Here is a 23803-nt window from a genome sequence, read left to right as displayed (position 1 = left end):
GTTAATTGTCAATTGAAAAGAAGGGGTAGATGAAGTTGGATTTAAGTTTATCAGAAATAGTTGAAGCAATAAGTGGAGAAATCTTAGTTAATAATAATGAAGGGAATTTTAATAAGATTTCTACAGATACAAGAAAAATTGAAAAAGATAATTTGTTTATTGCATTAACTGGAGAAAATTTTAATGGAAATGATTATGTGTGTAATGCTATAGAAAAAGGTGCATCTATAATAATCATTGATGAAGTGAAATTTAAAGTTGAAGAATTAAATGATAGGGTAACTATCATTAAAGTTAAAAATACTAAAAGCGCCCTAGGAGACCTAGCTAGGTTTTACAGAAAAAAGATTGGAATAAAGGTTGTTGGAATAACAGGTTCTACTGGTAAAACTTCAACTAAGGATTTAGTAGCTGCATTTTTAAGTGGGAAATACAAAGTATTTAAAACACAAGGTAATTTTAATAATGAAATTGGATTGCCGCTTATGATCTTTGAGCTTTCAAAAGAGTATGATATAGCAGTCCTAGAAATGGGAACTAGCAACTTTGGTGAAATTAATAGACTAGCAAGTATTGCATTACCAGATGTTGCAGCAATAACTAATATTGGAGTAGCACATATAGAATATTTAAAGAGTAGAGAAAATATACTTAAAGAGAAGATGTGTATAACTGATTATTTTGATGATGAAAACTCCTTAATAATAAACTGTGAAAATGATATGTTAAAAACAGTTAAGGAAGGTGATAAATTTAACATAGAAAAAATAGGTTATGATGAAAAATATGATCTTTATGCTAAAAATATAGATTTAACCTGTGAAACTACATCCTTTGATGCAGTTAGTAGAAATAAGGATAGTTATAGATTTAATTTAAATATGGTTGGAGAACATAATGTATTAAATGCACTTGTAGGAATACAAATAGCAAAAAAAATTGGGCTTACATTTGAAGAAATGGAAAAAGGTCTTGAGAATTTTAATGCAACATCAATGAGACTTGAATTTGTAAATAGAAATAATTTTACAATTATAAATGATTCATATAATGCTAATCCTGATTCTATGAAAGCAGCACTTAAAGTACTTGAAAATTATTCTGGTATACGAAAGATAGCAGTGCTTGGAACTATGGGGGAACTTGGAGATTATGCAAAAGAAGCTCATACTGAAGTTGGACGATTTGCAAAAGGAAAAATAGACATTTTGTTAACTACAGGAGACTTTAAAAAGTACTATGAAGAAGGATTCAAAGAAGGAACAATGGTATTTGAAACAAAACAAGAGTTAATGGAAACTTTAGCAAGTATGATAAAAGAAAAGGATACTATTTTAGTTAAAGCATCAAGAAGTGAAAAATTTGAAGAAATAGTTAAATATATAGAAAAAATAAAATAGAACGAAGGAGGTGACTTGCCTTAATTTGGTATCTTTTTTTAGATGCCTTGGGCGACACTAGATGGGGGAAACAATAAATTTATTAATTAACTCAAAAATTTTAGCACCACTAATAATGGGATTTGTATTTTCAATAATACTTGGACCGATAGTTATACCATTATTACACAAATTGAAGTTTGGGCAAAACATTAGAAAAGATGGACCTAAAAGCCATCAAAAGAAATCTGGAACTCCAACAATGGGTGGACTTATATTTTTCATTTCTGTAGCTACTACTATATTAATTATGGGACATAAGCTTATGGATAAAGAAATGATAATTTTATATGCATTTTTAGCATTTGGATTTATTGGATTTTTAGATGATATGTTAAAGATAATCCACAAAGATAATTTGGGATTAAAATCAGCACAAAAAATGATATTATTAATTTTATTTTCATTAGCTTTTGCTTGGTATGGATATAAATATATAGGAACAGATATCTTAATCCCATTTGTAAGCAATGGATTTAGAGTAGAGTTAGGTATGTTATACATACCATTTATAGTTATTTTTTATGCTGCTGTAACAAATGCAGTAAATTTAACAGATGGAATAGATGGGCTTGCAACTTCAGTTACGGTGATAGTGCTAACTTTCTTTGGGATTGTTGGTTTTAGAACAGAAAATTATGAAGTGGCAATTTTTGCAATAGCATTGGCTGGTGCATTACTTGGGTTCTTGAAATTCAATGCTTTCCCTGCAAAGATATTTATGGGCGATACAGGATCTTTAGCTCTTGGTGGAGTTATAGGAACATTAGCATTAATGCTTAAGATGGAGCTATTTGTAATTATAGTTGGAGGTATTTATCTAATTGAAACTTTATCTGTTATAATTCAAGTTACTTCATTTAAATTAACCGGCAAAAGAGTATTTAAAATGTCGCCTATACATCATCATTTTGAACAAGTGGGTTGGAGTGAAGTAAAGATAGTAACAGTATTTTCTACTATTACAGCAATTTTATGTATTATAGGATTTATAGCAATTTAAGTTAAGTAGGTTTGGAGGATTTATGTATGAAAGTCATTAGGTCCAAGAGAAAAAGAAAAATGGGTGAAATAGATTATGGGATATTTTATTCTGTAGCATTACTTTTAACTATAGGAGTAGTTATGGTATATTCTGCAAGTTCTTATTACTCAATGTTTATGTTTCAGGACAGTATGTTATTTTTGAAAAAACAGTTAATATCAGCAGTTATAGGAGTTGTAGTAATGGCAATTGCGATGTGTTTTGATTATCATAAGCTAAAGAAATACACATTAGCAATAATGATAGCTTGTATACCTTTATTATTAGCAGTGTTCCTTTTTAAAGGTACCAATGGAGCACAAAGATGGATTGTAATTGGACCTCTTAGTTTACAGCCATCTGAAATAGCAAAATATGTAGTAGTACTTTTTTTAGCTGTTGGCCTTGAAAATAAAGGGGAAGGTGTAAAAAAATTCACAACTGGAATACTACCTTATTTAGGTGTAGCCGGATTTTATGCAGCTATAGTACTGGCGGAGAAAAACTTAAGTATCGCAGGTGTTATAATGATTGTTACATTTATTGTACTTTTTGCAGCTGGAGGTAAAATAAAACACTTATTTGGAATTGTTGCCCCTGTCATGTTTGCAGCAGCTACTTTTTTCACACTATCATCAAGTTATAGAAGTGATAGATTGCTTAATTTTATCGATCCATGGAAAGATCCAGCAGATAAAGGATATCAATTAATACAATCATTTTATGCATTAGGTTCTGGAGGAGTTACAGGTCTTGGTCTTGGTCAATCAAGACAAAAAACATTATATATGCCAGAACCACATAATGATTTTATTTTTTCAATAATAGGCGAAGAATTAGGCCTTATAGGGTGTATATGTATAATAACTCTTTTTGTAATATTTATTTGGAGAGGAATTAATGTAGCTATGAAAGCAAGGGATACTTATGGTACTTTTCTTGCTATAGGAATCACTTCTATTATAGCAGTTCAATCTTTAATAAATATTGCAGTTGTAACAGGCTCAATGCCAGTTACAGGAGTACCACTCCCCTTTATTAGTTATGGAGGATCGGCACTTGTAATTAATATGGCAGCAGTAGGGATACTTTTAAACATATCACGGCAAATTGAAGGTAAAGAAGAGATTAAAGAAATATAAAATAGGGTAGATGAAATAAGGTAGACTAGCTGATTTACTTGTTATTTCTTGAATATGCATAAATGCAGGACAAAGAACTAAATTATAATTTCTTTGTCCTGTATTTTATTTGGGTATAAATACAAATGAAATTGAAAATTTGGAATAAAAATAATAGTTTAAGTTTTAGTAATGATAAAATTCTATGTAAAAATTGATGAAAGTATTTTCATAAAGTGGTATTATTAATTTAGAGTAATATTATTTTAAAATTCATGTTATTATATAAGTGACATGTAAAGAATAGGGATGTATATGATAAAAACAAAAAATAATAAATTTATTTTAAAAGCAAAACGTAGAAGAAAAGTGAGAAGAATATTTATAACAATTATAATTTTGATTATTGGAGGAATAATTTTTGCAACTAAATCAAATATCTTTATTATTAAAAAGGTTGCAGTACTCGGAAGCCCGACCATGAGTGGAGAGGATGTAAAAAAAAGAACAGAGAATTTAATTGGTCAGAATATTTTCTATATAAATGAAAATAATATAATAAACGAAGCTAAGAAAAATCCGTATGTAAAAAATGTTGAAATTAGCAAAACGTATCCAAAACAAGTTAATATTAAAATTTCAGAAAAGCTTGGAATATATTATGTGGATAAAGATGGCTATAAATATATTTTAGATAGTGAATCAAATTTGCTAGAAAAAACAGATAATGTTGAAAATAGAAGTTTGGTAAATGTTATAGGAATAAACTTGAAAGATGTTGAATTAGGTAATAAAACATTAGACAATAGCAGGATGTTAGAATTTTTGGATGTTTTTTATCAAATTATAAAAAATAATCCGACTAATTATAATATAAATGTTATTGATGTAACGGATTTGATGAATATAAAGGTGTATATTGGTAATGTGGAAGGAAGACTTGGAAATGACGAAAATATACCAGATAAAATGAATAAGCTACTACATATAATTGAAAATCCAAGTATTGGGATTGTTAAAGGGTATGTGGATGTAGGATTTAATGGTGCGCCTATATATTATAAAGAATGAAAGGTAAGGTAGGAATGAAGATATCTAGATCTCAAATATTTGTAGCCATTGTTTGTGCACTGTTAGGCTTTTTATTAGCATATCAATTTAAGGTTTTATCTAATAAAAATACTGCATCAAACATTAGCACTTATGATAAAAATGACATGATTTCAGAAATTGAAAATTTAAAGAAGCAAAAAGAAGAGCTGGTAACAACAAATTCGAAAGTATCAGACGAACTTAAAAAAATGGAAGAAACAGCAGCCAAAGATGGTGATTTAGGCACAGATATAAAAAGTCAACTTGATAATGCTAGAATGCATCTAGGTGTAGTCGATGTTAAAGGACCAGGAATAACACTTACGATAACACCTAAAACTTCTCTATTTACATCTAATTCAAGTAATAATAGTGGAGACTTAGGTGAAGATGAATTAGTACACATAGTCAATTTACTTTGGTTTTCTGGAGCAGAGGCTATAAATATAAATGATATTAGAATAACTCCACAAACAGGCATTAAGACGGCAGGAAATGGAGTTGCACTAGGATCTGCCGGGAAAGTATATCCTAGAGATAAAATTGTAATTAAAGCAATTGGGGATAAAGGGAGACTTAATGTAGGAATCTCATTTCCAGGATCTTTAGATTATAAAGCTCTTCTTTACTATAACAATGAAATTAAAGTTGAAGATGATATAGTTATAGGAAAGACAACACAATCATTAAAAAGCGAATTTATTAAATTGGTGAAGGAATAGGAGAGAGTTAGTTTGATAGCAGTAATAGGACTATTAATTGGAATAATACTTGGATTTGTACTGGATGTTAACATATCAGATAAACTGTCACCATACATGTCTGTAGCTATACTTGCATGTTTAGATTCAGTTTTTGGAGCAATTAGAGGAAATCTTTCAAAGAATTTTCAAGCCGATATATTTATATCGGGATTCTTTGGTAATGCATTACTTGCAGCAGGGCTTGCATATTTAGGAGATAAGCTTGGAATACCTATATATATAGCAGCAGTAATAGTATTTGGAGGCAGAATATTTGATAATTTTGCAATTATAAGAAGACTTTTATTAGAAGAGTTTAAAATTAGGAAGAGAAACTTATCTAAAAAAAATTCAATAGAAAAAGAAAATAATGATATTAAATAAAGAGGTGATGTGATGAAAAATAATAAAAGTTTTTTCTTTGTTTTCATTGCAACCATAATACTCGGAGCTTTAATATCAATGAATTTTAATTTTGAAGGGATTCAATCTTATAATCTAAATGCAGCGGAGTATCAAAATGCAGTTGAAGAACGAGCTACTTTATATAAGGAAATAGGAAATTTAAAAGAAGATACTATTGAAAAGAAAAATAAAATTTATAACTATGAAAATAATTATACAAAAAATGATAAGATTCTTGAAGATATGAAAGCTCAAATTACTGATTATGAAATGTTTATTGGATTAAATAAAATAGAAGGATCAGGAATTGTATTAAATATAAATGATGGAAAGACTAATGCACGTGAAGAAAATACAGATGAAATAAACAATAAGCTTTTGCATGATAATGATATGGCATTAATATTAAATGAGCTTCGAATGGCTGGAGCAGAAGCTATTAGTGTTAATAATCATAGAATTGTTCCGTGGTCTGGTGTAACATGCAACTGGGCATTTATGTTGTTTGATGATGACGAAATGGAATATGCTCCTTTTAATATTTATGTTATAGGAGATCCTGAAAAATTAAAGGCAGCTCTTTTAGAAGATGGAAGTCATGTTCGGGAACTTATGTTTAGAAAGCTTTATGTGAACATAGAAAAAATAGATAAAATAATCATGCCACCAACAACATCAAATGCAAATGTTGAATTTATGAAGAGATATGAGAGCAAAAAATAAAATTAAATTTATTTTTTTAAAGGGAATTTCAAAGTTATATAGAATATAAACTAAGTGAAGTATAGAAAGGAATAGTTTAAAGGTGTTAAATTATGGGGATTAAGCAAAACATAGAAGAACTAAAATATAAAATTCAAGAAGATGTAAAGCTGTTAGCTGTTTCAAAAACAAAACCGTTAGAAGCACTAGAAGAAGCATATATAGCAGGTGTGAGAGATTTTGGAGAAAATAAAGTTCAAGAATTGGTAAAAAAATCAGAAAACTTTCATGATGATGTCAGATGGCATTTTATAGGACAGCTTCAAAGTAATAAAGTTAAGTATTTAGTAGACAATGTTTATTTGATACATTCTTTAGCTAGTATTAGTTTATTAAATGAAATAGAAAAGGCTTTTGGAAAAGCCGATAAAGTGGCGAATGTATTAATTCAAATCAATATTGGAAGAGAAGATAGCAAAAGTGGAATTTTAGAAGAAAATTTATATGAATTTATAGAATTAATTGAAAAATGCAACCATATTTCTGTAAAGGGAATAATGGTTATTATTCCAATAGGAAATGATGATAGTAATAGAGCTTATTTCAAAAAAACAAAAAAAATATTTGAAGAGCTTAAAGAAAAAAACTATAATAATATCCATATGAACATATTATCTATGGGAATGACTCATGATTATATGACAGCTATAGAAGAAGGTTCTAACTTAGTTAGAATAGGAACAGGAATATTTGGAGAAAGAAATTATAATACAGGAGGGGTAAAAAATGAGTAAGATTTTATCAAAGGTTAAAGCTTTATTAGGGTTTGAGGACTATGAAGAGTACGAGGATTATGAGGATGAAGAATATGAAAATGAGATGAGAGCAGATGAAGAAATAGAACCAGTTATTACAAATAAGAAAAATAGCAAAGTTGTAAACATCCATACATCTTCTAATGCAAAGGTAACAATTACTAAACCAGTTGACTACGAAGAGGCAACTGAAATTTGTGAGGCACTTAAAAACAGAAGAATAGTTTTAGTAAATACAACAGTTTTAGAATTGAAGATTGCACAAAGATTATTAGATTTTATAAGTGGTTCTTGCTATGCTTTAGGCGGAGAATTACAACAAATAGAAAAAGGTGTATATATTCTTTCACCTTCAAATGTTGAAGTAACAAATGAGCTTAAGAATGAGCTTAGTACAAAGGCAGTATTTAATTGGTCAAAATAGGAGGAGTAAAGTATGACATATAGTATAGTCACAGTTTTGAGTGGGTTATTTAGCTTATTAGAACTAGCTATATTCATAGAGTGTATAGCTTCATGGATTCCACAAATTCAAGGCAATAAGTATATGAATATAATACACAATTTTATTTATCCAATTTTAGAACCGCTAAAAAGGTTACAAGATAAATTAATTCCAGGATTACCAATGGATTTTTCACCAATAATTGCACTGGTTATTCTTAATATGCTTAAGAGAATTGTATTTGGAAGTCTTTTTTAAGTATGAAAGAAAAAATAAACAGGTATTTTACTGATCAGGATAGAGCTGATGCTTTAAACCTTTATGAAAGATATTTGATATCTAAAGATAAAGATATGCCTATGTTTGGGAAAAATTTTTATACACCAAACATATGGTCGTGGTTTGAAAAAAATTTGTGTAGCAATGATTTCAAAGTTGAAACTAATGGAATTTTTGAAGATGCTGAAAGAAGGATGGTTTCTTTTAATAATGCATATAAAAATCCATTTCCTATGAAATTAATAAAGATTAAAAATACATCGAAATTTTTAAACCTTACCCATAGAGATTTTTTAGGCGGAATCTTATCTCTTGGTATCGAGAGAAATAAAATTGGTGATTTATTAGTGGATAAAAATACTTGTTATGTTCCAGTATATGAAGAAATAGAAAATTTTATTATATATAACATAGATAAAATTTCTAAAGTTATTTGCAAGGCAGAAGTAATTGATAATTTTGAACTTATTCCTAAAGTTAATTTTAAAGAAGAAATTATTTTAGTTTCTTCTTTAAGAATTGATGGAGTTGTTTCTAGAATTATAAATGTATCTAGATCAAATGCCACAGAAATGATAGAACAAGGCAAGGTTCTTATAAATTACGTTAAGATAAAAGATAAAAGTTATGAACTTAAAGGTGAAGAAAGAATTACCATAAGAGGTTTTGGAAAATTTATTTTAGGTGATTCTATTGGGAATAGCAAAAGTGGAAGAATAAAAATGATAATTAAAAAATATACATAGTTGAGGTGAAGGTATGAAATTAACTCCAATGGATATAAACAATAAGGAATTTAAAAAAGGACTACGAGGATACAATGCCGATGAAGTTGACGAATTTTTAGATGAAGTAGTAGATAATTATGAAGAACTTTATAAAGAAAATGGAAACTTAAAAGAGAAACTTGCCAATTTAAACGAAAAAGTAGAGCATTATTCAAAAATTGAAACTACTATACAAAACACTTTGATATTAGCACAAAATGCGGCAGAACAAGCAAAAAATTCTGCTCAAAAAGAAGCAGAATTAATGGTGAAAAATGCAAATGAAACTGCACAAAAACTTACAGATAAAGCTCATAATGATGTTATACAAATAAATGACGAACATGAAAAAGTTAAACAAGAATTTATTAAATTTAGAGCAAAATATAGAAACTTTATGAATACACAAATAGAAACATTTGATGATTTAGAAAAAGACTTTGTTAAAAATTACAATGTTTCAGATCCAATTGATGATGATGATGCAGTTCAAGAGGAAATAATAGAAAAAGAAATACATATTGCAGTAGATGCAATAGATGAGAAAGAAGAAGACGAAGAAAAGACTCAAAAATTACAAGAAAGCAATTTATTAAATGATGAATTGAATGAAATAAAAAGTTTTTTTGTTCAAGGTGAATAAACCATATTAAAAAACCACTTAAGTTTTAAGTGGTTTTTTTATTACATTTAATTATTGTGGAGTTTCTGAATTATTAAGTTTAGTATTTAATATTACTATATCAACTCGTCTATTTGACGATTTTCCAGCATCAGTAGCATTACTTTTAATTGGTCGATATTCTCCATATCCTACAGATGATAATCTGTCTGCACGAACACTTCCTTGAGTAATTAAAAATTGAACTACATTTGCCGCTCTTACTGATGAAAGTTGCCAATTGGAAGGAAAGTAATCTGTGTTAATTGCAACGTTATCCGTATGCCCCTCAACACGTATGTAATTATCGAGTCCATTTAAAACTTTTGATATAGACTTTAATTTACCTTGCCAGTCAGTTTTAATATTAGCTTCACCACTATTAAAAAATACACTATCATTAAAGCTTATTAATAGTCCTCTTTCTTGAATTGTTGTAGTAACACTTCCTTTCAATTCTGAATTATTTACAAGTTCATCTACTTTCTTTTTAATATCCTCTAGTTTTTCGGTTTCAGCTAAAGCATCTAATGTTTCTTGATCCACTACTTTAGGGGGAGCATTGGTATCATCAGATACTGCTATAATATTTTCTCCATTCCCAGAATTAAACCCTACTTTTAATGACTTTGCAAGAGCTGTAGCTTTGCTACTATCGACAGTAGACATTGCATACATCATTAGAAAGAAAATCATAAGTAAGGTTATAAAATCTAAGTAAGAAAGCATCCATCTCTCAGAATTATCTTTTTCTTTTTTTATTCTCTTCATTATATATACCTCTTTTAATTATCTTCTAATAATTTGGCTTGTTCATCAGTTAAGTAACCAACAAGCTTACTTACTAAAGTATTTGGATTAACTCCTTCTTGAATGAGAAGGACAGCTTCAATAATCATTTCTTTTTCAATAATTTCGGCCTTATTAATTTCTTTTAATTTACTAGCAATAGGAAGCCAAAAGAGATTTGCAGTACCAAGTCCGTATAATGTTGCTACAAAGGCAGAAGCAATTTCTCCACCCATTGCAGATGGATCAGCTAAATTAGCTAGTACAATAACTAAACTTGTTACAGTTCCTACAATACCCATAGTAGGTGCATAGCCACCAGCTGCTGAAAACATCTCAATACAATCATCATGTCTTGAGGCAAGTTGTTCCAATTTAGTATTTAAAATACTTTTAACAGATGCTGGTTCTATACCATCAACAACCATTTGTAGTCCTTTTTTTATAAACGGATCTAAATCTGCACCAGTCAATTCCGATTCTAGACTTAAAAGCCCATCTCTTCTAGTTTTAAGTGAAACATCTTTGAAATATATGATATGTTGTTGTAAATCAAACTCTTTCTTTTTAAAGGCTAGTGCTATTACTTTCGGCATCTTTTTTAATGTTTTTGAAGGAAAAGAAACTGCAGTTGCGCCAAGTGTTCCTCCTATAACTATTATTCCAGAAGTTAATTTTAGTAGTGCAAGTATTTGACCATGTGCTAATAAATAACCTACTATTATAGATCCAAAGGCTACTACTAGACCTAAAAGTGACAAAATGTCCATAAATAATGCTCCCCCCATATATGTCTTAATTAAAATTAATAGTTTACGCTGTCAATTATGTAAACTTAATAGACAATAACAAATTATATACAAATATAAAATAATGATAACATATTAAAAAAAAATTGTAAAACCGTTATATATGATGGTTAAGGGTTAAATATATTGCTTTTTCTTATTGATTATCATCACTATTAAGCATACTTTTAATTGTCTGATGAAAAATTTACAGAGTATCATTAACTTGTCATTTCATTTCATATGCCTTATAATGTTGAAATAACACGTTTTAAAGAAGGAGACATTGATTTATGGATAAAAATATTTTTACAGTTGATGAAAAGGATCAGGGAACAAGAATTGATAAATATTTGTCTGAAGTTTTTGTTGATAAATCAAGATCTTTTATTCAAGGACTTATTGAAAAGGATAGTATTAAGGTTAATGGTAAAGTTCCTAAAAGCAATTATAAATTAAAGGCTTTTGATGAAATTGAAGTAATATTTAAAGAACCAGAAGTATTAAAGGTAGATGCAGAAGAAATACCTTTACACATATTATATGAAGATAAAGATTTAATAGTTGTTAATAAAGTCCAAGGGATGGTTGTACATCCTGCACCAGGTAACTATAATGGAACATTAGTTAATGCTTTACTTTTTCATTGCAAAGATTTATCTAGTATAAATGGGGTTATAAGACCTGGAATAGTTCATAGAATTGATAAGGATACATCTGGCATTTTAGTCGTTGCTAAAAATGACGAATCTCACAACAAACTTTCAGAACAATTGAAAGATCACTCTATGAAAAGGGAATATTATGCCTTAATTGAAGGAAGACTTAAAAACGAGAAGGGTACTATTGATAAACCACTTGCAAGAAATAAAAGAGATAGATTAAAGATGGGAATTGTAGATGATGGAAAGAGAGCTGTAACACATTATGAAGTTATTGAAAGATATAATGGTTATACCTTAATAAAATGTATATTAGAAACTGGTAGGACACACCAAATAAGAGTTCATATGGCATCAATTGGTTTCCCATTAGTTGGAGATCCTCTTTATGGCTTTAAAAAACAAAGATTTAAGTTAAAAGGGCAAGTGTTACATGCTAAGACTTTAGGATTTATTCATCCAACAGAAAATAAATATGTTGAATTCACTACAGAATTACCAGAGTATTTTATTGGTTTGATAGATAAATTAAGAAATGAGATTAGATGATTAGATTAATAGATTGTTGTAGTATAATATATGTGATTTTATAAGAATATATAGATATCCAAATTGAAATCTAGACTTATACTTAGAATTTGTTTATCTATAATTAAGGAATACTTAGTTTAAAAGCGGAGGGATAACATGAAATTGAAAGCAGTTCTATTGGATGAGAAGGCTATAGATAGAACATTAATAAGAGTTTCTCATGAAATAATAGAAAGAAATAAAGGGGTAGAGGATTTAGTTTTGCTTGGAATTAAAACTAGAGGATATCCACTTGCAAAGAGAATTGCAAATTATATTAAAGGAATTGAAGGGAAAGAAGTTCCAGTTGGTTCTGTAGATATAACTTTATATAGAGATGATTTAGATATTTCAAAGGAAAATTTAGAAATTAGAAATATAGATTTGGGACTTGAAATAAAAGACAAGAAAATAGTTATAATAGATGATGTTTTATACACTGGTAGAACAGTTAGAGCTGCAATAGATGCTATTATAGATGTAAATAGACCTACAGTTATTCAATTAGCAGTTCTTATAGATAGAGGTCACAAGGAATTACCTATTAGAGCTGATTATGTAGGAAAGAATATTCCTACTTCAAAAAGTGAAGCTATAGAAGTTTATTTAAAAGAAACTGATGGAGAAGATTGTGTTAAAATATATGATTCAAATGATACTGAGTAAAATAAAAGAGTGAATTTGAACAAAGGAGAATATAAAATTATGTATGATTTAATTGCAACAAGTACATTTGGAATAGAGAGTATAACAGCAAAAGAATTAAGAACACTTGGATATGAAAATTTAAAAATTGAAAATGGAAAGGTAACTTTTGAAGGCGATGAAATGGATATAGCTATAGCTAATATTCATTTAAGAACTGCAGATAGAGTTCTTATAAAAATGGCTGAATTTGAAGCGAAATCTTTTGAAGAACTATTCCAAGGAACAAAAAAAGTAGATTGGAGCAAACTAATCCCGAAAGATGGGGTTATGCATGTTGTTGGGAAAAGTATTAAATCAACACTTCATAGCGTTCCAGATTGTCAATCTATAGTTAAAAAAGCTGTTATCACTAGTATGAGTGAAAGCTATAAAATAGAGCAATTTAGTGAAAGTGGTCCTGTTTATAAAATAGAAGTGGCAATTTTAAAAGATATAGTTACACTAACAATAGATACAACAGGTCCAGGATTGCATAAGCGAGGTTATAGAGTGCTTTCTGGAATTGCGCCTATAAAAGAAACATTAGCTGCATCAATGGTTTTACTTTCAAGATGGAGAGATGATTTTGAACTCATAGATCCATTTTGTGGATCAGGAACAATATTAATTGAAGCTGCTATGATAGCTCAAAACATTGCACCAGGAGTAAATAGAAGTTTTATATGTGAAACATGGCCATCTATGAATGAAGATGATTTCAATTCTGTTAGAGAAGGCGCTAAAAAATCTCAAAAAGATAAAGATTTAAAAATAATAGGATATGATATAGATTATAATGTTATTAAATTTGCTATGTCAAATGCTGAAAGGGCTGGAGTAAAGAAATATATAGAATTTCAAAAAAGAGATTTCTTTGATTTTTCTACTTCTAGAAAACATGGATTTATAATTTCTAATCCTCCATATGGAGAAAGACTTGGAGAAGAAGAAATATTAGATATTCTTTATAGACATATGGGGAAGGTAAAGACAAAGTTAGAAAGTTGGGATTTCAATGTATTAACTTCACTTGAGAATTTTGAAAAAGTATTTGGAGTAAAGTCAACTAAAAACAGAAAATTATATAATGGTAAAATACTGTGTCATTATTATCAATATTTTGATAATGATAAGATTAAGAATTTTGGAGACACATTAATAAATGAATTAATGGATTAATCATGTGAAGAAAAAGATATTTATCAGAAAATAGGGTATCAACTTTAGTTTGAAAAAACTAAAGTTGATACCCTATTTCTAAATGAAATTAATCTTTAGGCACATGGATTTATTATTTTTTTGATTGTGCCGCATATAGATTATTAAAATCATTTGGGTCTATTATTAAAGATTTATTAGCATGATAAATAACCATACCAGGTTTTGATCCATTTATTTTTTTCAATTCTTTTACTTTTGTATAATCTATAGGCAATTTGGAAGAATTTTTTCCTTTACTGTAAAAGCCAGCAATTATTGCAGCTTCTTCAAGGGTTTTCTCTGGAACATCAAAAGAACATACAATAACATGTGAACCTGGAATATCTTTTGCATGTAACCAAAGATGATTTTTGTTTGCAAATTTTAAACTTAAATAATCATTTTGCAAGTTGTTTTTTCCAACATAGATATCAATTCCATCACTGGAAACAAAATGATGAGGTTTAGAAGTTTTTGCTTTTTTAGATGATTTATTATTTTTTCTAAATTTTATATATTTAGTTTCAATCAATTCATTTTTTATTTCATCAATTTCGTCATAACTTTCAGCATTTATTATATTAGTGAGAACAGAATTTAAATAATCTGTTTCTTCAATGTTTTTTTCGATCTGAACGTTAGCATATTCTTCTGAGACCTTGAGTTTATTATATTTTTTGTAATAACGCTGAACATTTTCAGCAGGAGTTTTGGTTTTATCCAAAGCTATGCTAACATATTCTTCTTCATTTTCATTATAAAAATTTAATAAAGTACATTCACTCTCTCCCTTCTTTATACTATAGATATAAGAAGTTAGAAGATCTCCTTTTATTCTTGAAGAATCTTTTTCAGCGCAGTCTTTTAGAGTTTCATTAAGTATTTTTGATTTTTTATTACATCTTTCAATGTTTGTATGAATAAGCTTTTGTAAATCAGTAGATTTATTTTGAAGTCTGTCTTGTTTATCTTTCTTTTCATAAAAAGCATCCAATAAAGTGTGAGGATCATTATATGGAAGGAATAAAAAATCTTCTTCTAAAGAAGTGAGTTTTAATGAATAAAAGTCCTTTAACATGCCAAATTTGTTTGTATATATGGTATAAGATAGATTTTTATGTAAATTATCCGTAAATTTCTTAAAATTTTCATAAATTTCTTGTCTTGTAGGTGAATTATTACACTTAATAATGTTATAATATAAATCGCTAGATAATAATTTACTTATTCCTGTAAAACAATTGGAATAAAAACTAGCATCAAAAATAATAGAATTTTTGCTTATAAAGGAATTTAATTCTTCATAAGTAGTATAATAAGGATTTAATTTAGTAGATGATGGAGGATAAACATAATTCACTCCAGGGTATAATACTCTAAAACTATTTATATCAGGTGTAATGTGTTTTATTGATTCCATGACTTTATTGTCTCTATTTCTAACTAAAGTTATATTAGAGTGACGGGACATGATTTCAACAATAAGGGAATATACACTATCAAAACCTAGTTCATCTCTATTTTCAATTTCTATTATTAAAATTCTATCACCATCTTTTTGGGTAATGCTTGTAATCCTACCTCCTAATATGTATTTTCTAAGAACCATTAAATACATAGGAGCTTTTATAGGATTTGGTTTAGCTGAAGAAGTTAAATGAATTCTAGCAAACCTAGGAGATGCAGAAATTAAAAGTTTTATGTTGCTACGGTCTTTTCGCATAGTTAAAATAATTTCATCTTTTTCAGGTTGATTTATTTTATCTATCCTGCAATTTAATATTGATTTTTGTAAATCATTGACTAAACTATGTAAGTAGATACCATCTAATGCCATTTTTTTGTCATCCTTTCTTAGTGTAACTAAGAGTAGTATAACATTATACTTATATAATTATCAATTATTAGCAAAATGAAAAAATAGAAGCATATAATCATGTAACTAAATAAAAAATAATAAACTACGTGTTGGGAGGAATTTAAATGGATTTTTATAAAATGCAAGGTGCGGGAAATGATTTTGTATTTATTGAAGATTTTAATTATAATATTAAAGATGAATGTGAACTAGCTAAGAAACTTTGTGATAGACATTTTGGGATTGGAGCTGATGGTTTAGTTATTGTGAGGAAATCAGAAGCAGCTAATGCTAAGATGGTTATAATAAATGCAGATGGTTCAAGAGCTAATATGTGTGGAAATGCTATAAGATGTTTTGGAAAGTATGTTTATGAACATAAAATAACAAGTGGAAATAAATTTTCAGTTGAAACTGGCGATGGAATTAAGGAAATTGAAATAATATTAGAAAGCAATAAAGTTAAATATGTAAGAGTATATATGGGAAATCCATCTTATGATGGTGGTGATATACCTTTAAATAATATAGAAAGTCTTATACAGCAGGAAATTAAGGTAAATAACAATACTTATAATATTACTACAGTACTCATGGGAGTACCTCATACAATTATTTTTGAAAAAGATAGAGAATACAATGTAGTAGAAGAAGGTTCTAAAATAGAAAAACTTGAGTTATTTAAAGAAGGAAGTAATGTCAATTTTGTAAAGGTAATTGATGAAACGCATATAAGAGTTAATACCTGGGAGAGAGGTGCAGGTTTTACGCTAGCTTGTGGAACTGGATGTTCAGCAGCTGTTGTTGTAGCTAAAAAATTAGGACTTGTAGATAAAAACAAAGAAATTTTTGTTTTGGCACCAGGTGGTGAATTAATCATAGAGGTTTTAGGGGAAGATGTATATATGAAAGGACCTGCAGAAGTATCTTTTGAAGGTAAGACTTCTTTGTAAAGTTAAACTTTTAGTACTAGGTACTCCTTGAGGGTATGTAAATTAGTGAAGAAGAGGGAGAGAAATGAAAGTATTAAAAAGAAAGTGCTTAAGTATTTTAGCTTTCATTGTGCTTCCTCTGTTTATATTAGGATGTTCACCTAAAAAGGAAAAACTACCTAATGTAGCAGAGGAGATAACATTGAATTCAGGAGCTGTATTAAAAAGTGAAGAAGGAGCTTATAAGTTATACAATTATGACAATGGAAAATATGAACAAATAAAAAGTAACAATATTGTATTAGCTTATGATAAAAATAGTTCGAGTTATATAGCTACAAAAGAGGGTAAGCCTTATGTAGTGAGTAACGGAAATAAATTTAATATAAAGGATATAGATTATAGTGATCTTAAATTATCTAAAGATGCAGGATTTATATCATATTTTATAGAAGATAATGGTCTTAAGCTAAAAATATTTGATGCTGCTTTAAATAAGGAAATAGAAATGAAATCTAATGTTTCAATATCGGGAACTTTATATGATTGGTATGATGTTAATACTTTGGTGTATTATGGAGTCAGTAATGACGGGGTGAATGGATTATTCACATATAATATAAAAGAAAATAAAGAAGAGTTACTTTATAAAATTAAAGAAGGATATTTAGCATTTATAAAGGGAACTATAAACAATGTGGTGTTTGTACAGTTAACATTAGAAAACAATAAAAAGCTACTCATGATAGATAAGAAAACAAAGGATGTTAAGCTTTTAACAGATAATATAGAAGAACTTTCAGATATTATTATTAATAATGAAAAAATATATTTTACTGGAAAAATTTCTAATAATGTCAGTTCAGTGTATGAATTAAAAAATAATAAAGCCAAAAGATTAGTTTTTGATTTTCCTGCTATTGTTAAAACTGAAAAGGGACTAACAATAGATGAAAATGGAAATATTTTATTTGTAGGATCTAATAATGTAAATGCTAATGAAGAACAAATTTACACATATACTCAAGATGGAAGCATAAGTGCTGTATCTAAAGACTCAGTAGATTATGTATTTTTAGATTATAGAAGTTAATATACAAACTGTACTTTAGGAGATATCCCACCGAAATAAGGGTCATGCATTTGCTGCGGTTACTAAAGATTTTGATGTAACAACTCCGCAAAAGCAAGCCCCCTTATTTCTAGTTAGGGATATATAGTATAATTATGATTCTAAATTCAAGTTTCTATATAATAAAATAGAATGCAGGTAAAGTACTAATTTATAGTTAATTCGAATAGGGGATAATCTTATGCAATAGATTATCCTCTATTTTTATTTTTGCTACAATATATTATAAGATATAGTTTGGCGTAAGAAAATGTTTAGCATAAAGCGCGTGAAAGAAAGGAATAAGTCAAAGATGCGATGTATTTTGGATGTGTCTAAAGGAATTAAACTTATTATTAAGTTTAATTAAAATATAAATATATTATATGTTAATTAAATACTTCGGTGAAAGGAATAGTTGTGAAATATTTATAAATAAAGTATAATATTAAGATAATTTGAAAAATTAAGTCGAATAGTTATTATTAGAATGTTGAATGTATTTAATTGTTATAATTTAAAAAACAAATAAAATACAATTATGATTGGGGAATAATTATGTTAAGGTCAATTAAAGAAAAATATCAATCACTATTAGAGAATAGCAATAATAAATTTAAGTATGAAAGTATCAAAATATGTTTGGTATATTTAATATGTGGGTTTAGTTGGGTCTACTTTTCGGATAGAATTGCAAATTTACTTTTTGATAAAAAAAATATTTTGCTAATAGTTAATACATATAAAGGCTTAATATATATTATTGTAACTTCAAGTATTCTCTATTTATTAATAAATAACTTTTTGAAAAAAATTTCTCATACAGAAAAACAACTTAAAGATAGTTATAAGGAACTTGAAGCATATGCACAGCAATTAGCTGCACATGAAGAAGAGTTAAGAGCTCAATATAAGCAGATATATGAAGATGAAAAACAATTGAGTAAAAGTGAAGAAAAAAGTAGAGCAATTATTCAAGCAATACCAGATGCATTATTTATCATTAACTCTGAAGGCGTTTTTATAGACTGTGAAGATAACGATAAGAGTATACTTATAATGCCAAAGGAATGTTTTATTGGTAAAACCATAGCTGAAGTTATGCCTAAGGAAGTAGAAGAACTAGCTTATGAAAACTTGAAATTAGTTTTTGAAAGTGGCAATTTACATAGTTTTGAGTATGAATTGATTAATAAAGGTATATTAGGATATTATGAAATTAGAATGGTTAAAAATGGAATAAATCAAATTTTAGCTATATTAAGGGATATCACGATGCAGAAAGAATTAGAGAATAGTTTAGAATATTTAAGTTATAATGATGAACTGACAGGGTTGAAAAACAGAAGATTTTATGAAGAAGAGTTAAAGAGGATAGCTGTAAAAGAAAACCTTCCGTTAACTGTTGTTTTAGGTGATGTAAATGGATTAAAGCTAATTAATGATTCTTTTGGTCATGCTGTAGGAGATGAACTTATTAGGAAAGTAGCACAAATAATAAAAAAAGGATGTCGAGCTGAAGATATTGTTGCTAGACTATCAGGTGATGAATTTATTATTTTATTACCAAATACAGATGCTGATAAAACAGAGAAAATTATTAAGAATATAAATAAATTAGCACAAAAAGAAAAAATACAGAATATAGACATATCAATATCCTTTGGTTACGAAACTAAAAAGTTAGAGGAAGAAGATAATCAGGAAGTATTTAGAAAAGCTGAAGACTATATGTACAAGAGAAAACTTTTTGAAAGTTCATGCATGAGAGGAAAAACAGTTAATACTATAATTAATACTCTTAATGAAAAAAATAAAAGAGAAGAACAACATTCAGTTAGAGTTTCAGAATTATGCAAAAGTATGGGGGAAAGCCTTGAATTAACTGAAAGAAAAATTTATGAGCTTAAGACTGCAGGATTGTTACATGATATAGGGAAGATAGCTATAGAAGAAAATATTTTAAATAAACCTGGTAAACTTACAGATGATGAATTTAAAGAAATTAAGCGTCATCCTGAAATAGGGTATAGAATACTAAGTACAGTAAATGAACTGTCAGAAATTGCAGAATATATACTTTTACATCATGAAATGTGGAATGGAAATGGATATCCTAAAGGGTTAAAAGGAACGGATATACCAATTGAATCAAGAATTATAGCTATAGCAGATGCATATGATGCTATGACGAGTGAAAGAAGTTATCGTAAGCCTTTATCAGAAGCTTTTGCAATAGAAGAATTACAAAGAAATGCAGGTATTCAGTTTGATTTAGAACTAGTAAAAGTGTTTGTAGAAAAGGTATTAAATAGCAAAAATAAACAAATAGGTTAGTTATAACAAGGTGCCACTTTTTTAGTGCACCTTGTTTTTTCGACTCCATATACCAATTACAATACCACATTATTCAGTTATGTATTGTGGAGAATTTTTTAATTTAGATATACATGTTGCAATTTTAATTGCGCATCTGGTACACATATGGAACTTGAAATATGAATATATATTTACTATTTTGCTTGATTAATAAAATCAAAAAAATATTTAGTTTGAAATTTAATTCATTAGTAAGGGCTATATAGCATAATATAAATTATAGTAATTTATAGGAGTGTTAAATATTAAGGATTTAAAGGATACAGAAACTGAAAAAAATCTCTATAAAACTTTTGCGGTTGAATCTAGAACTAATAACATTTATATAATGTTCGCTGAAATGGCTAAGAATCAAGGTTATATGTGGATAGCCGATATTTTTAAAAAAATTGCAGATAATGAATTAGCTCATGCAAGAGTAGCTTATAAAAAATTCTTATGCAAAATAAAAGGAACTGAAGATAACTTAAGCTTTAGTGTAGATAGAGAAGATAGTGTTGCTGAACTTTACAAGGAATATGAAAAAACTGCGAGAGCAGAAGGTTTAGATGAAATAGCCAGTTTTTATAAAGAATTAAGTGAAGCAGAAGAATCTCATGAAGCAATATATAAGGATCTATTTAAGAGATTTAAAAATGGTATATTCTCATCAGAACAGCCAATTAATTGGGTATGTATGAATTGCGGATACATACATGAAGGGAAGACAGCACCTAATAGCTGCCCTTGTTGTGGTTTCCCAAAAGCTTATTTCATGCCTAAATGTAATCCGGAATTATAAGAAACATATGTTTAAAGGTATATATGTTTCTATAAAAATATTTTAAAAGAAATACATGAAAATAGAAAAATAGTTAAATATTTATAAGAAAAATCAAGGGTTAAGTTGTTTTGTAGAATTTTGAATTTATCTCTAATGGTCATGAGTGGGAATTTATTTTGATATGTGATTTAAGATTAAACTTGGGAAAAGACAATTCCTTCCCAAGTTGTAAATAAAGGATACACTTTTTTAATAAATTATATTGAAGTACTTTTACGTCTTGTTGTTTTAAATTTTAAGCTACCATTCTCCATAGCTAGAATATTTAATAAGATATCTTTTTAGCATCTCGATTTTTCCCACCAGCCAAATGCAACTATTGCCTTATGAGGTTTAGGACTTGATGATTTTATAACTACCACATAGCTCCCACCAGGAGACTCTATAAATTTTCCATCTTCTTCACCTACTAAGGTTGTATTAGGTGGTACTATCCTTTCATATACATTAACTCCATTTTGAGGAACTAAAGTGGTGGATTTTACAAATCGAATATTTACCTTATTTTTTGGAAGTGACTTTAAAGCAGTATTGGTTGGAGAAATCTTATGGGATACACTCCCTTTTTCAGGAAAACTAGTATTGAGCCATATTTCAGCAGTTAAATAGTCATCTGAGAAATTTGAAATAGTAAATACATTTGCATATAAATTAACACCTGAATTACACGGGTTTACTAAACCAGCCCAAGCATTTAATCCATTGTCTACCAATAAAGTTTCTGTTTGACCTACAAAGTATTTTCCTTCCATTGATTTAAATAAAGGAACCGGAATACTAACTACCTCTTGTGGTTTGATATATTTTCTGTCTACGATATAATTACTGTTTTTCTGTAACATAAATCACAGCTCCTAAGAATTATTTTATTATAGACCTTAATACAACTTGTCTTTCCACATATAATATTCAGTAAATGTTGAAATGTTCAATTCTAGTTTGACATGCCTAAAATTGCACCTGAAATAAAAGGTATTAACCAAATCATCCATACAATAATACTAAATTTGTGAAAATTAGCTTTAGTTTTTTTATCATTTTTAATTAAAACGAATGTTGCCCAAAGTGCATGTAAAAGCATTAAAATTATTGCCAATAAACCTGTTATGCCATGGAAATTAAATTGAAAACCACCTTTGGCAATTTTGCCCATAATTGTTGTGCCTAAAGTGTCAAATATTAACCCTAAGTAAAACATTAATAGATGCCATCTTTTTAATTCTTCTTGATTTTTTTCACTCCATACACCAATAGTATAAAATATAAGTGCTGATGTAATAAAGATAATTGCATAAATCAACATAATAATACCTCCTAACATATAGATAAACACAGTGGAACTCATACTTATGCCTACAGCCGCCGAAATTGAATACATAATTTATTCCGTAGGACTGTAAAAATTTCGCTGGAAGCATTCTAAATGGGAGGTTGCACCCATTATAGTTTGCTCCAAATGTAAAATTTGGACAAACTGTAATGGAACAACCTTCCATTAAGAAGCTTCAGCACCTTATTTTCAATGCCTACTTCACAAATATGTATCCAATTTCTTTGTTTGGATATGCTCCTAAGTATAGTAAATATTGAATATAATACCAAGCATAAGTAAATTTCAGTTGTGGGTATCTATATGATTTTTTGTGAAAAATATATAGTGAATAATACTATTATTAGTTTGTGTAACCCTTAATATTCTTATAGAATTAAAAAAGAAATAACTAAGTTATAATACCACATTATTCAGTGATGATATTGATGTAGATTTTTATTGTAATAGATTTAACTAAATTCAGATAAAGTTGCATTAATAAATATAATAAGAGAACTTATTTTATTTATCAAAACTATTTAGTGTGAAAAGAGCATAAAAATGAGATGTTTTGAACATTTAAGCACACAATTATATGATATAAGAAATAGAATATTAGAAGAAGCTCTTAAGATATAAAATTGAAGTTAGGAAGCTTAATATTAATACTTGATGAAGGAAGTTAAGCAATGTATTTAATTAAAATATATCTTAGTAATAGTGTGATAATTGATTTTAATTGTGAAGACTATAAGATAACAATAAGCAGTACAACAGGTGCAGTATCAGGATATTGTTTTCAAAACGCAACTAAAAGCATTGGATTTTTAAATAAAGCAGAAATTATAGCAATTACAGGGGAAAAAATATAATTGTAATACTTCACATTATGATTTATAAATCAATGACAGATAACTACAAGCGTTTTATTCAGGCTAACATGGTTTCAAATGCAGAGCACAATACATTAAGCAAAAAGTGTTTATAGTTAAATAGGAAAAAATTAAAATATTTATATATATTCCTAGGAAACTTTATTTATAGAAATATATGTTTAGATGTATATGTATTTCTATAAAAGTATTTTAAAAGAAACCTATAAAAATAGGAAAATAGTTAAATATTTATAGTAAAAATCAAGGGCTGAGGGTTTAGATATAATTTTGACTTTTATTTTTGTAATTAAATTTATGTATAGT

The 23803-nt window shown here is 28.1% G+C and carries 25 protein-coding genes; 20 read left to right on the top strand and 5 right to left on the bottom strand.

The features are described from left to right. Positions 1-35 precede the first annotated feature (35 nt). The 12 genes from psyc5s11_RS15500 (at position 36) to psyc5s11_RS15445 (ending at position 9475) form a co-directional block, all read left to right on the top strand. Positions 36-1400: a UDP-N-acetylmuramoyl-tripeptide--D-alanyl-D-alanine ligase gene (locus psyc5s11_RS15500; protein WP_224038198.1), complete on the top strand. Its 1365-nt coding sequence runs from the start codon at positions 36-38 to the stop codon at positions 1398-1400. A 61-nt stretch (positions 1401-1461) separates the two neighbouring features. After that, positions 1462-2442: a phospho-N-acetylmuramoyl-pentapeptide-transferase gene (mraY, locus tag psyc5s11_RS15495; protein WP_224033407.1), complete on the top strand. Its 981-nt coding sequence runs from the start codon at positions 1462-1464 to the stop codon at positions 2440-2442. Between the two features lie 26 nt (positions 2443-2468). Continuing rightward, complete coding sequence (spoVE, locus tag psyc5s11_RS15490; protein ID WP_224033406.1) at positions 2469-3605, top strand: stage V sporulation protein E; 1137 nt, start codon at positions 2469-2471, stop codon at positions 3603-3605. A gap of 294 nt (positions 3606-3899) precedes the next feature. Further along, positions 3900-4655: a cell division protein FtsQ/DivIB gene (locus tag psyc5s11_RS15485; RefSeq protein ID WP_224033405.1), complete on the top strand. Its 756-nt coding sequence runs from the start codon at positions 3900-3902 to the stop codon at positions 4653-4655. Positions 4656-4669: 14 nt separating this feature from the next. Continuing rightward, positions 4670-5398 (top strand): DUF881 domain-containing protein, encoded by a 729-nt coding sequence (locus psyc5s11_RS15480; protein WP_224038197.1) that lies wholly within the window; start codon positions 4670-4672, stop codon positions 5396-5398. A gap of 12 nt (positions 5399-5410) precedes the next feature. Further along, positions 5411-5803, top strand: coding sequence for a small basic family protein (locus psyc5s11_RS15475; RefSeq protein WP_224033404.1), 393 nt, complete (start codon positions 5411-5413; stop codon positions 5801-5803). 12 nt (positions 5804-5815) lie between these two features. Further along, positions 5816-6547 carry a DUF881 domain-containing protein gene (locus psyc5s11_RS15470; protein WP_224033403.1) on the top strand — a complete coding sequence of 244 codons (732 nt, stop codon included), beginning with the start codon at positions 5816-5818 and terminating at the stop codon, positions 6545-6547. Between the two features lie 92 nt (positions 6548-6639). Next, entirely contained in the window at positions 6640-7320 is a 681-nt protein-coding gene (locus psyc5s11_RS15465; protein ID WP_224033402.1) for a YggS family pyridoxal phosphate-dependent enzyme, read from the top strand. Further along, positions 7313-7765, top strand: a complete 453-nt coding sequence (locus psyc5s11_RS15460; protein WP_224033401.1) for a cell division protein SepF — start codon at positions 7313-7315, stop codon at positions 7763-7765. The genes psyc5s11_RS15465 and psyc5s11_RS15460 overlap by 8 nt, the downstream gene beginning before the upstream one ends. 12 nt (positions 7766-7777) lie before the next feature. Then, on the top strand, positions 7778-8044 hold the full coding sequence (locus tag psyc5s11_RS15455) for a YggT family protein (RefSeq protein WP_224033400.1): 267 nt from the start codon (positions 7778-7780) through the stop codon (positions 8042-8044). Between the two features lie 2 nt (positions 8045-8046). Further along, positions 8047-8811, top strand: coding sequence for a YlmH family RNA-binding protein (locus psyc5s11_RS15450; protein ID WP_224033399.1), 765 nt, complete (start codon positions 8047-8049; stop codon positions 8809-8811). Positions 8812-8824: 13 nt separating this feature from the next. Further along, complete coding sequence (locus psyc5s11_RS15445; protein ID WP_224033398.1) at positions 8825-9475, top strand: DivIVA domain-containing protein; 651 nt, start codon at positions 8825-8827, stop codon at positions 9473-9475. A gap of 51 nt (positions 9476-9526) precedes the next feature. Here psyc5s11_RS15445 and psyc5s11_RS15440 read toward each other — a convergent pair whose 3' ends face one another. Then, entirely contained in the window at positions 9527-10264 is a 738-nt protein-coding gene (locus tag psyc5s11_RS15440; protein ID WP_224033397.1) for an OmpA family protein, read from the bottom strand. Between the two features lie 14 nt (positions 10265-10278). Beyond that, complete coding sequence (locus tag psyc5s11_RS15435; protein ID WP_224033396.1) at positions 10279-11052, bottom strand: flagellar motor protein; 774 nt, start codon at positions 11050-11052, stop codon at positions 10279-10281. A gap of 311 nt (positions 11053-11363) precedes the next feature. On the opposite strand from psyc5s11_RS15435, the gene psyc5s11_RS15430 reads away from it, so the two are divergent. From psyc5s11_RS15430 to psyc5s11_RS15420, 3 genes are all read left to right on the top strand, one after another. After that, positions 11364-12281 carry an RluA family pseudouridine synthase gene (locus tag psyc5s11_RS15430; protein ID WP_224033395.1) on the top strand — a complete coding sequence of 306 codons (918 nt, stop codon included), beginning with the start codon at positions 11364-11366 and terminating at the stop codon, positions 12279-12281. 138 nt (positions 12282-12419) lie between these two features. After that, positions 12420-12968, top strand: a complete 549-nt coding sequence (gene pyrR, locus psyc5s11_RS15425) for a bifunctional pyr operon transcriptional regulator/uracil phosphoribosyltransferase PyrR (RefSeq protein ID WP_224033394.1) — start codon at positions 12420-12422, stop codon at positions 12966-12968. A gap of 39 nt (positions 12969-13007) precedes the next feature. Beyond that, complete coding sequence (locus tag psyc5s11_RS15420) at positions 13008-14168, top strand: THUMP domain-containing class I SAM-dependent RNA methyltransferase (RefSeq protein WP_224033393.1); 1161 nt, start codon at positions 13008-13010, stop codon at positions 14166-14168. Positions 14169-14280: 112 nt separating this feature from the next. On the opposite strand, the gene psyc5s11_RS15415 is transcribed toward psyc5s11_RS15420, so the two are convergent. Continuing rightward, the gene (locus psyc5s11_RS15415) at positions 14281-16026 is read right to left on the bottom strand and encodes an Rqc2 family fibronectin-binding protein (RefSeq protein ID WP_224033392.1); all 1746 of its coding nucleotides are present in this window, start codon (positions 16024-16026) and stop codon (positions 14281-14283) included. A 146-nt stretch (positions 16027-16172) separates the two neighbouring features. Between psyc5s11_RS15415 and dapF the strand changes: the two genes are divergently transcribed. The 4 genes from dapF to psyc5s11_RS15395 all read left to right on the top strand — a co-directional run bounded on the left by dapF (position 16173) and on the right by psyc5s11_RS15395 (position 21250). Beyond that, positions 16173-17000 (top strand): diaminopimelate epimerase, encoded by an 828-nt coding sequence (gene dapF / locus psyc5s11_RS15410; RefSeq protein WP_224033391.1) that lies wholly within the window; start codon positions 16173-16175, stop codon positions 16998-17000. A gap of 64 nt (positions 17001-17064) precedes the next feature. Then, a complete protein-coding gene (locus tag psyc5s11_RS15405; protein ID WP_224033390.1) occupies positions 17065-18072 on the top strand; it encodes a hypothetical protein in 1008 nt (335 codons plus the stop codon). 576 nt (positions 18073-18648) lie between these two features. Then, on the top strand, positions 18649-20427 hold the full coding sequence (locus psyc5s11_RS15400; protein ID WP_224033389.1) for an HD domain-containing phosphohydrolase: 1779 nt from the start codon (positions 18649-18651) through the stop codon (positions 20425-20427). Between the two features lie 277 nt (positions 20428-20704). After that, entirely contained in the window at positions 20705-21250 is a 546-nt protein-coding gene (locus psyc5s11_RS15395; protein WP_224033388.1) for a rubrerythrin family protein, read from the top strand. A 323-nt stretch (positions 21251-21573) separates the two neighbouring features. Here psyc5s11_RS15395 and psyc5s11_RS15390 read toward each other — a convergent pair whose 3' ends face one another. Together psyc5s11_RS15390 and psyc5s11_RS15385 are read right to left on the bottom strand one after the other, a co-directional pair. Beyond that, positions 21574-22134 carry a DUF6143 family protein gene (locus tag psyc5s11_RS15390; RefSeq protein WP_224033387.1) on the bottom strand — a complete coding sequence of 187 codons (561 nt, stop codon included), beginning with the start codon at positions 22132-22134 and terminating at the stop codon, positions 21574-21576. A 92-nt stretch (positions 22135-22226) separates the two neighbouring features. Continuing rightward, on the bottom strand, positions 22227-22595 hold the full coding sequence (locus psyc5s11_RS15385; protein ID WP_224033386.1) for an HsmA family protein: 369 nt from the start codon (positions 22593-22595) through the stop codon (positions 22227-22229). A gap of 698 nt (positions 22596-23293) precedes the next feature. Between psyc5s11_RS15385 and psyc5s11_RS15380 the strand changes: the two genes are divergently transcribed. Next, positions 23294-23476 carry a hypothetical protein gene (locus tag psyc5s11_RS15380; protein ID WP_224033385.1) on the top strand — a complete coding sequence of 61 codons (183 nt, stop codon included), beginning with the start codon at positions 23294-23296 and terminating at the stop codon, positions 23474-23476. The last annotated feature ends 327 nt before the right edge of the window (positions 23477-23803 follow it).

Source organism: Clostridium gelidum, assembly GCF_019977655.1.
GTDB lineage: Bacteria > Bacillota > Clostridia > Clostridiales > Clostridiaceae > Clostridium > Clostridium gelidum.
This window is presented reverse-complemented; position numbering and strand designations above follow the sequence as displayed.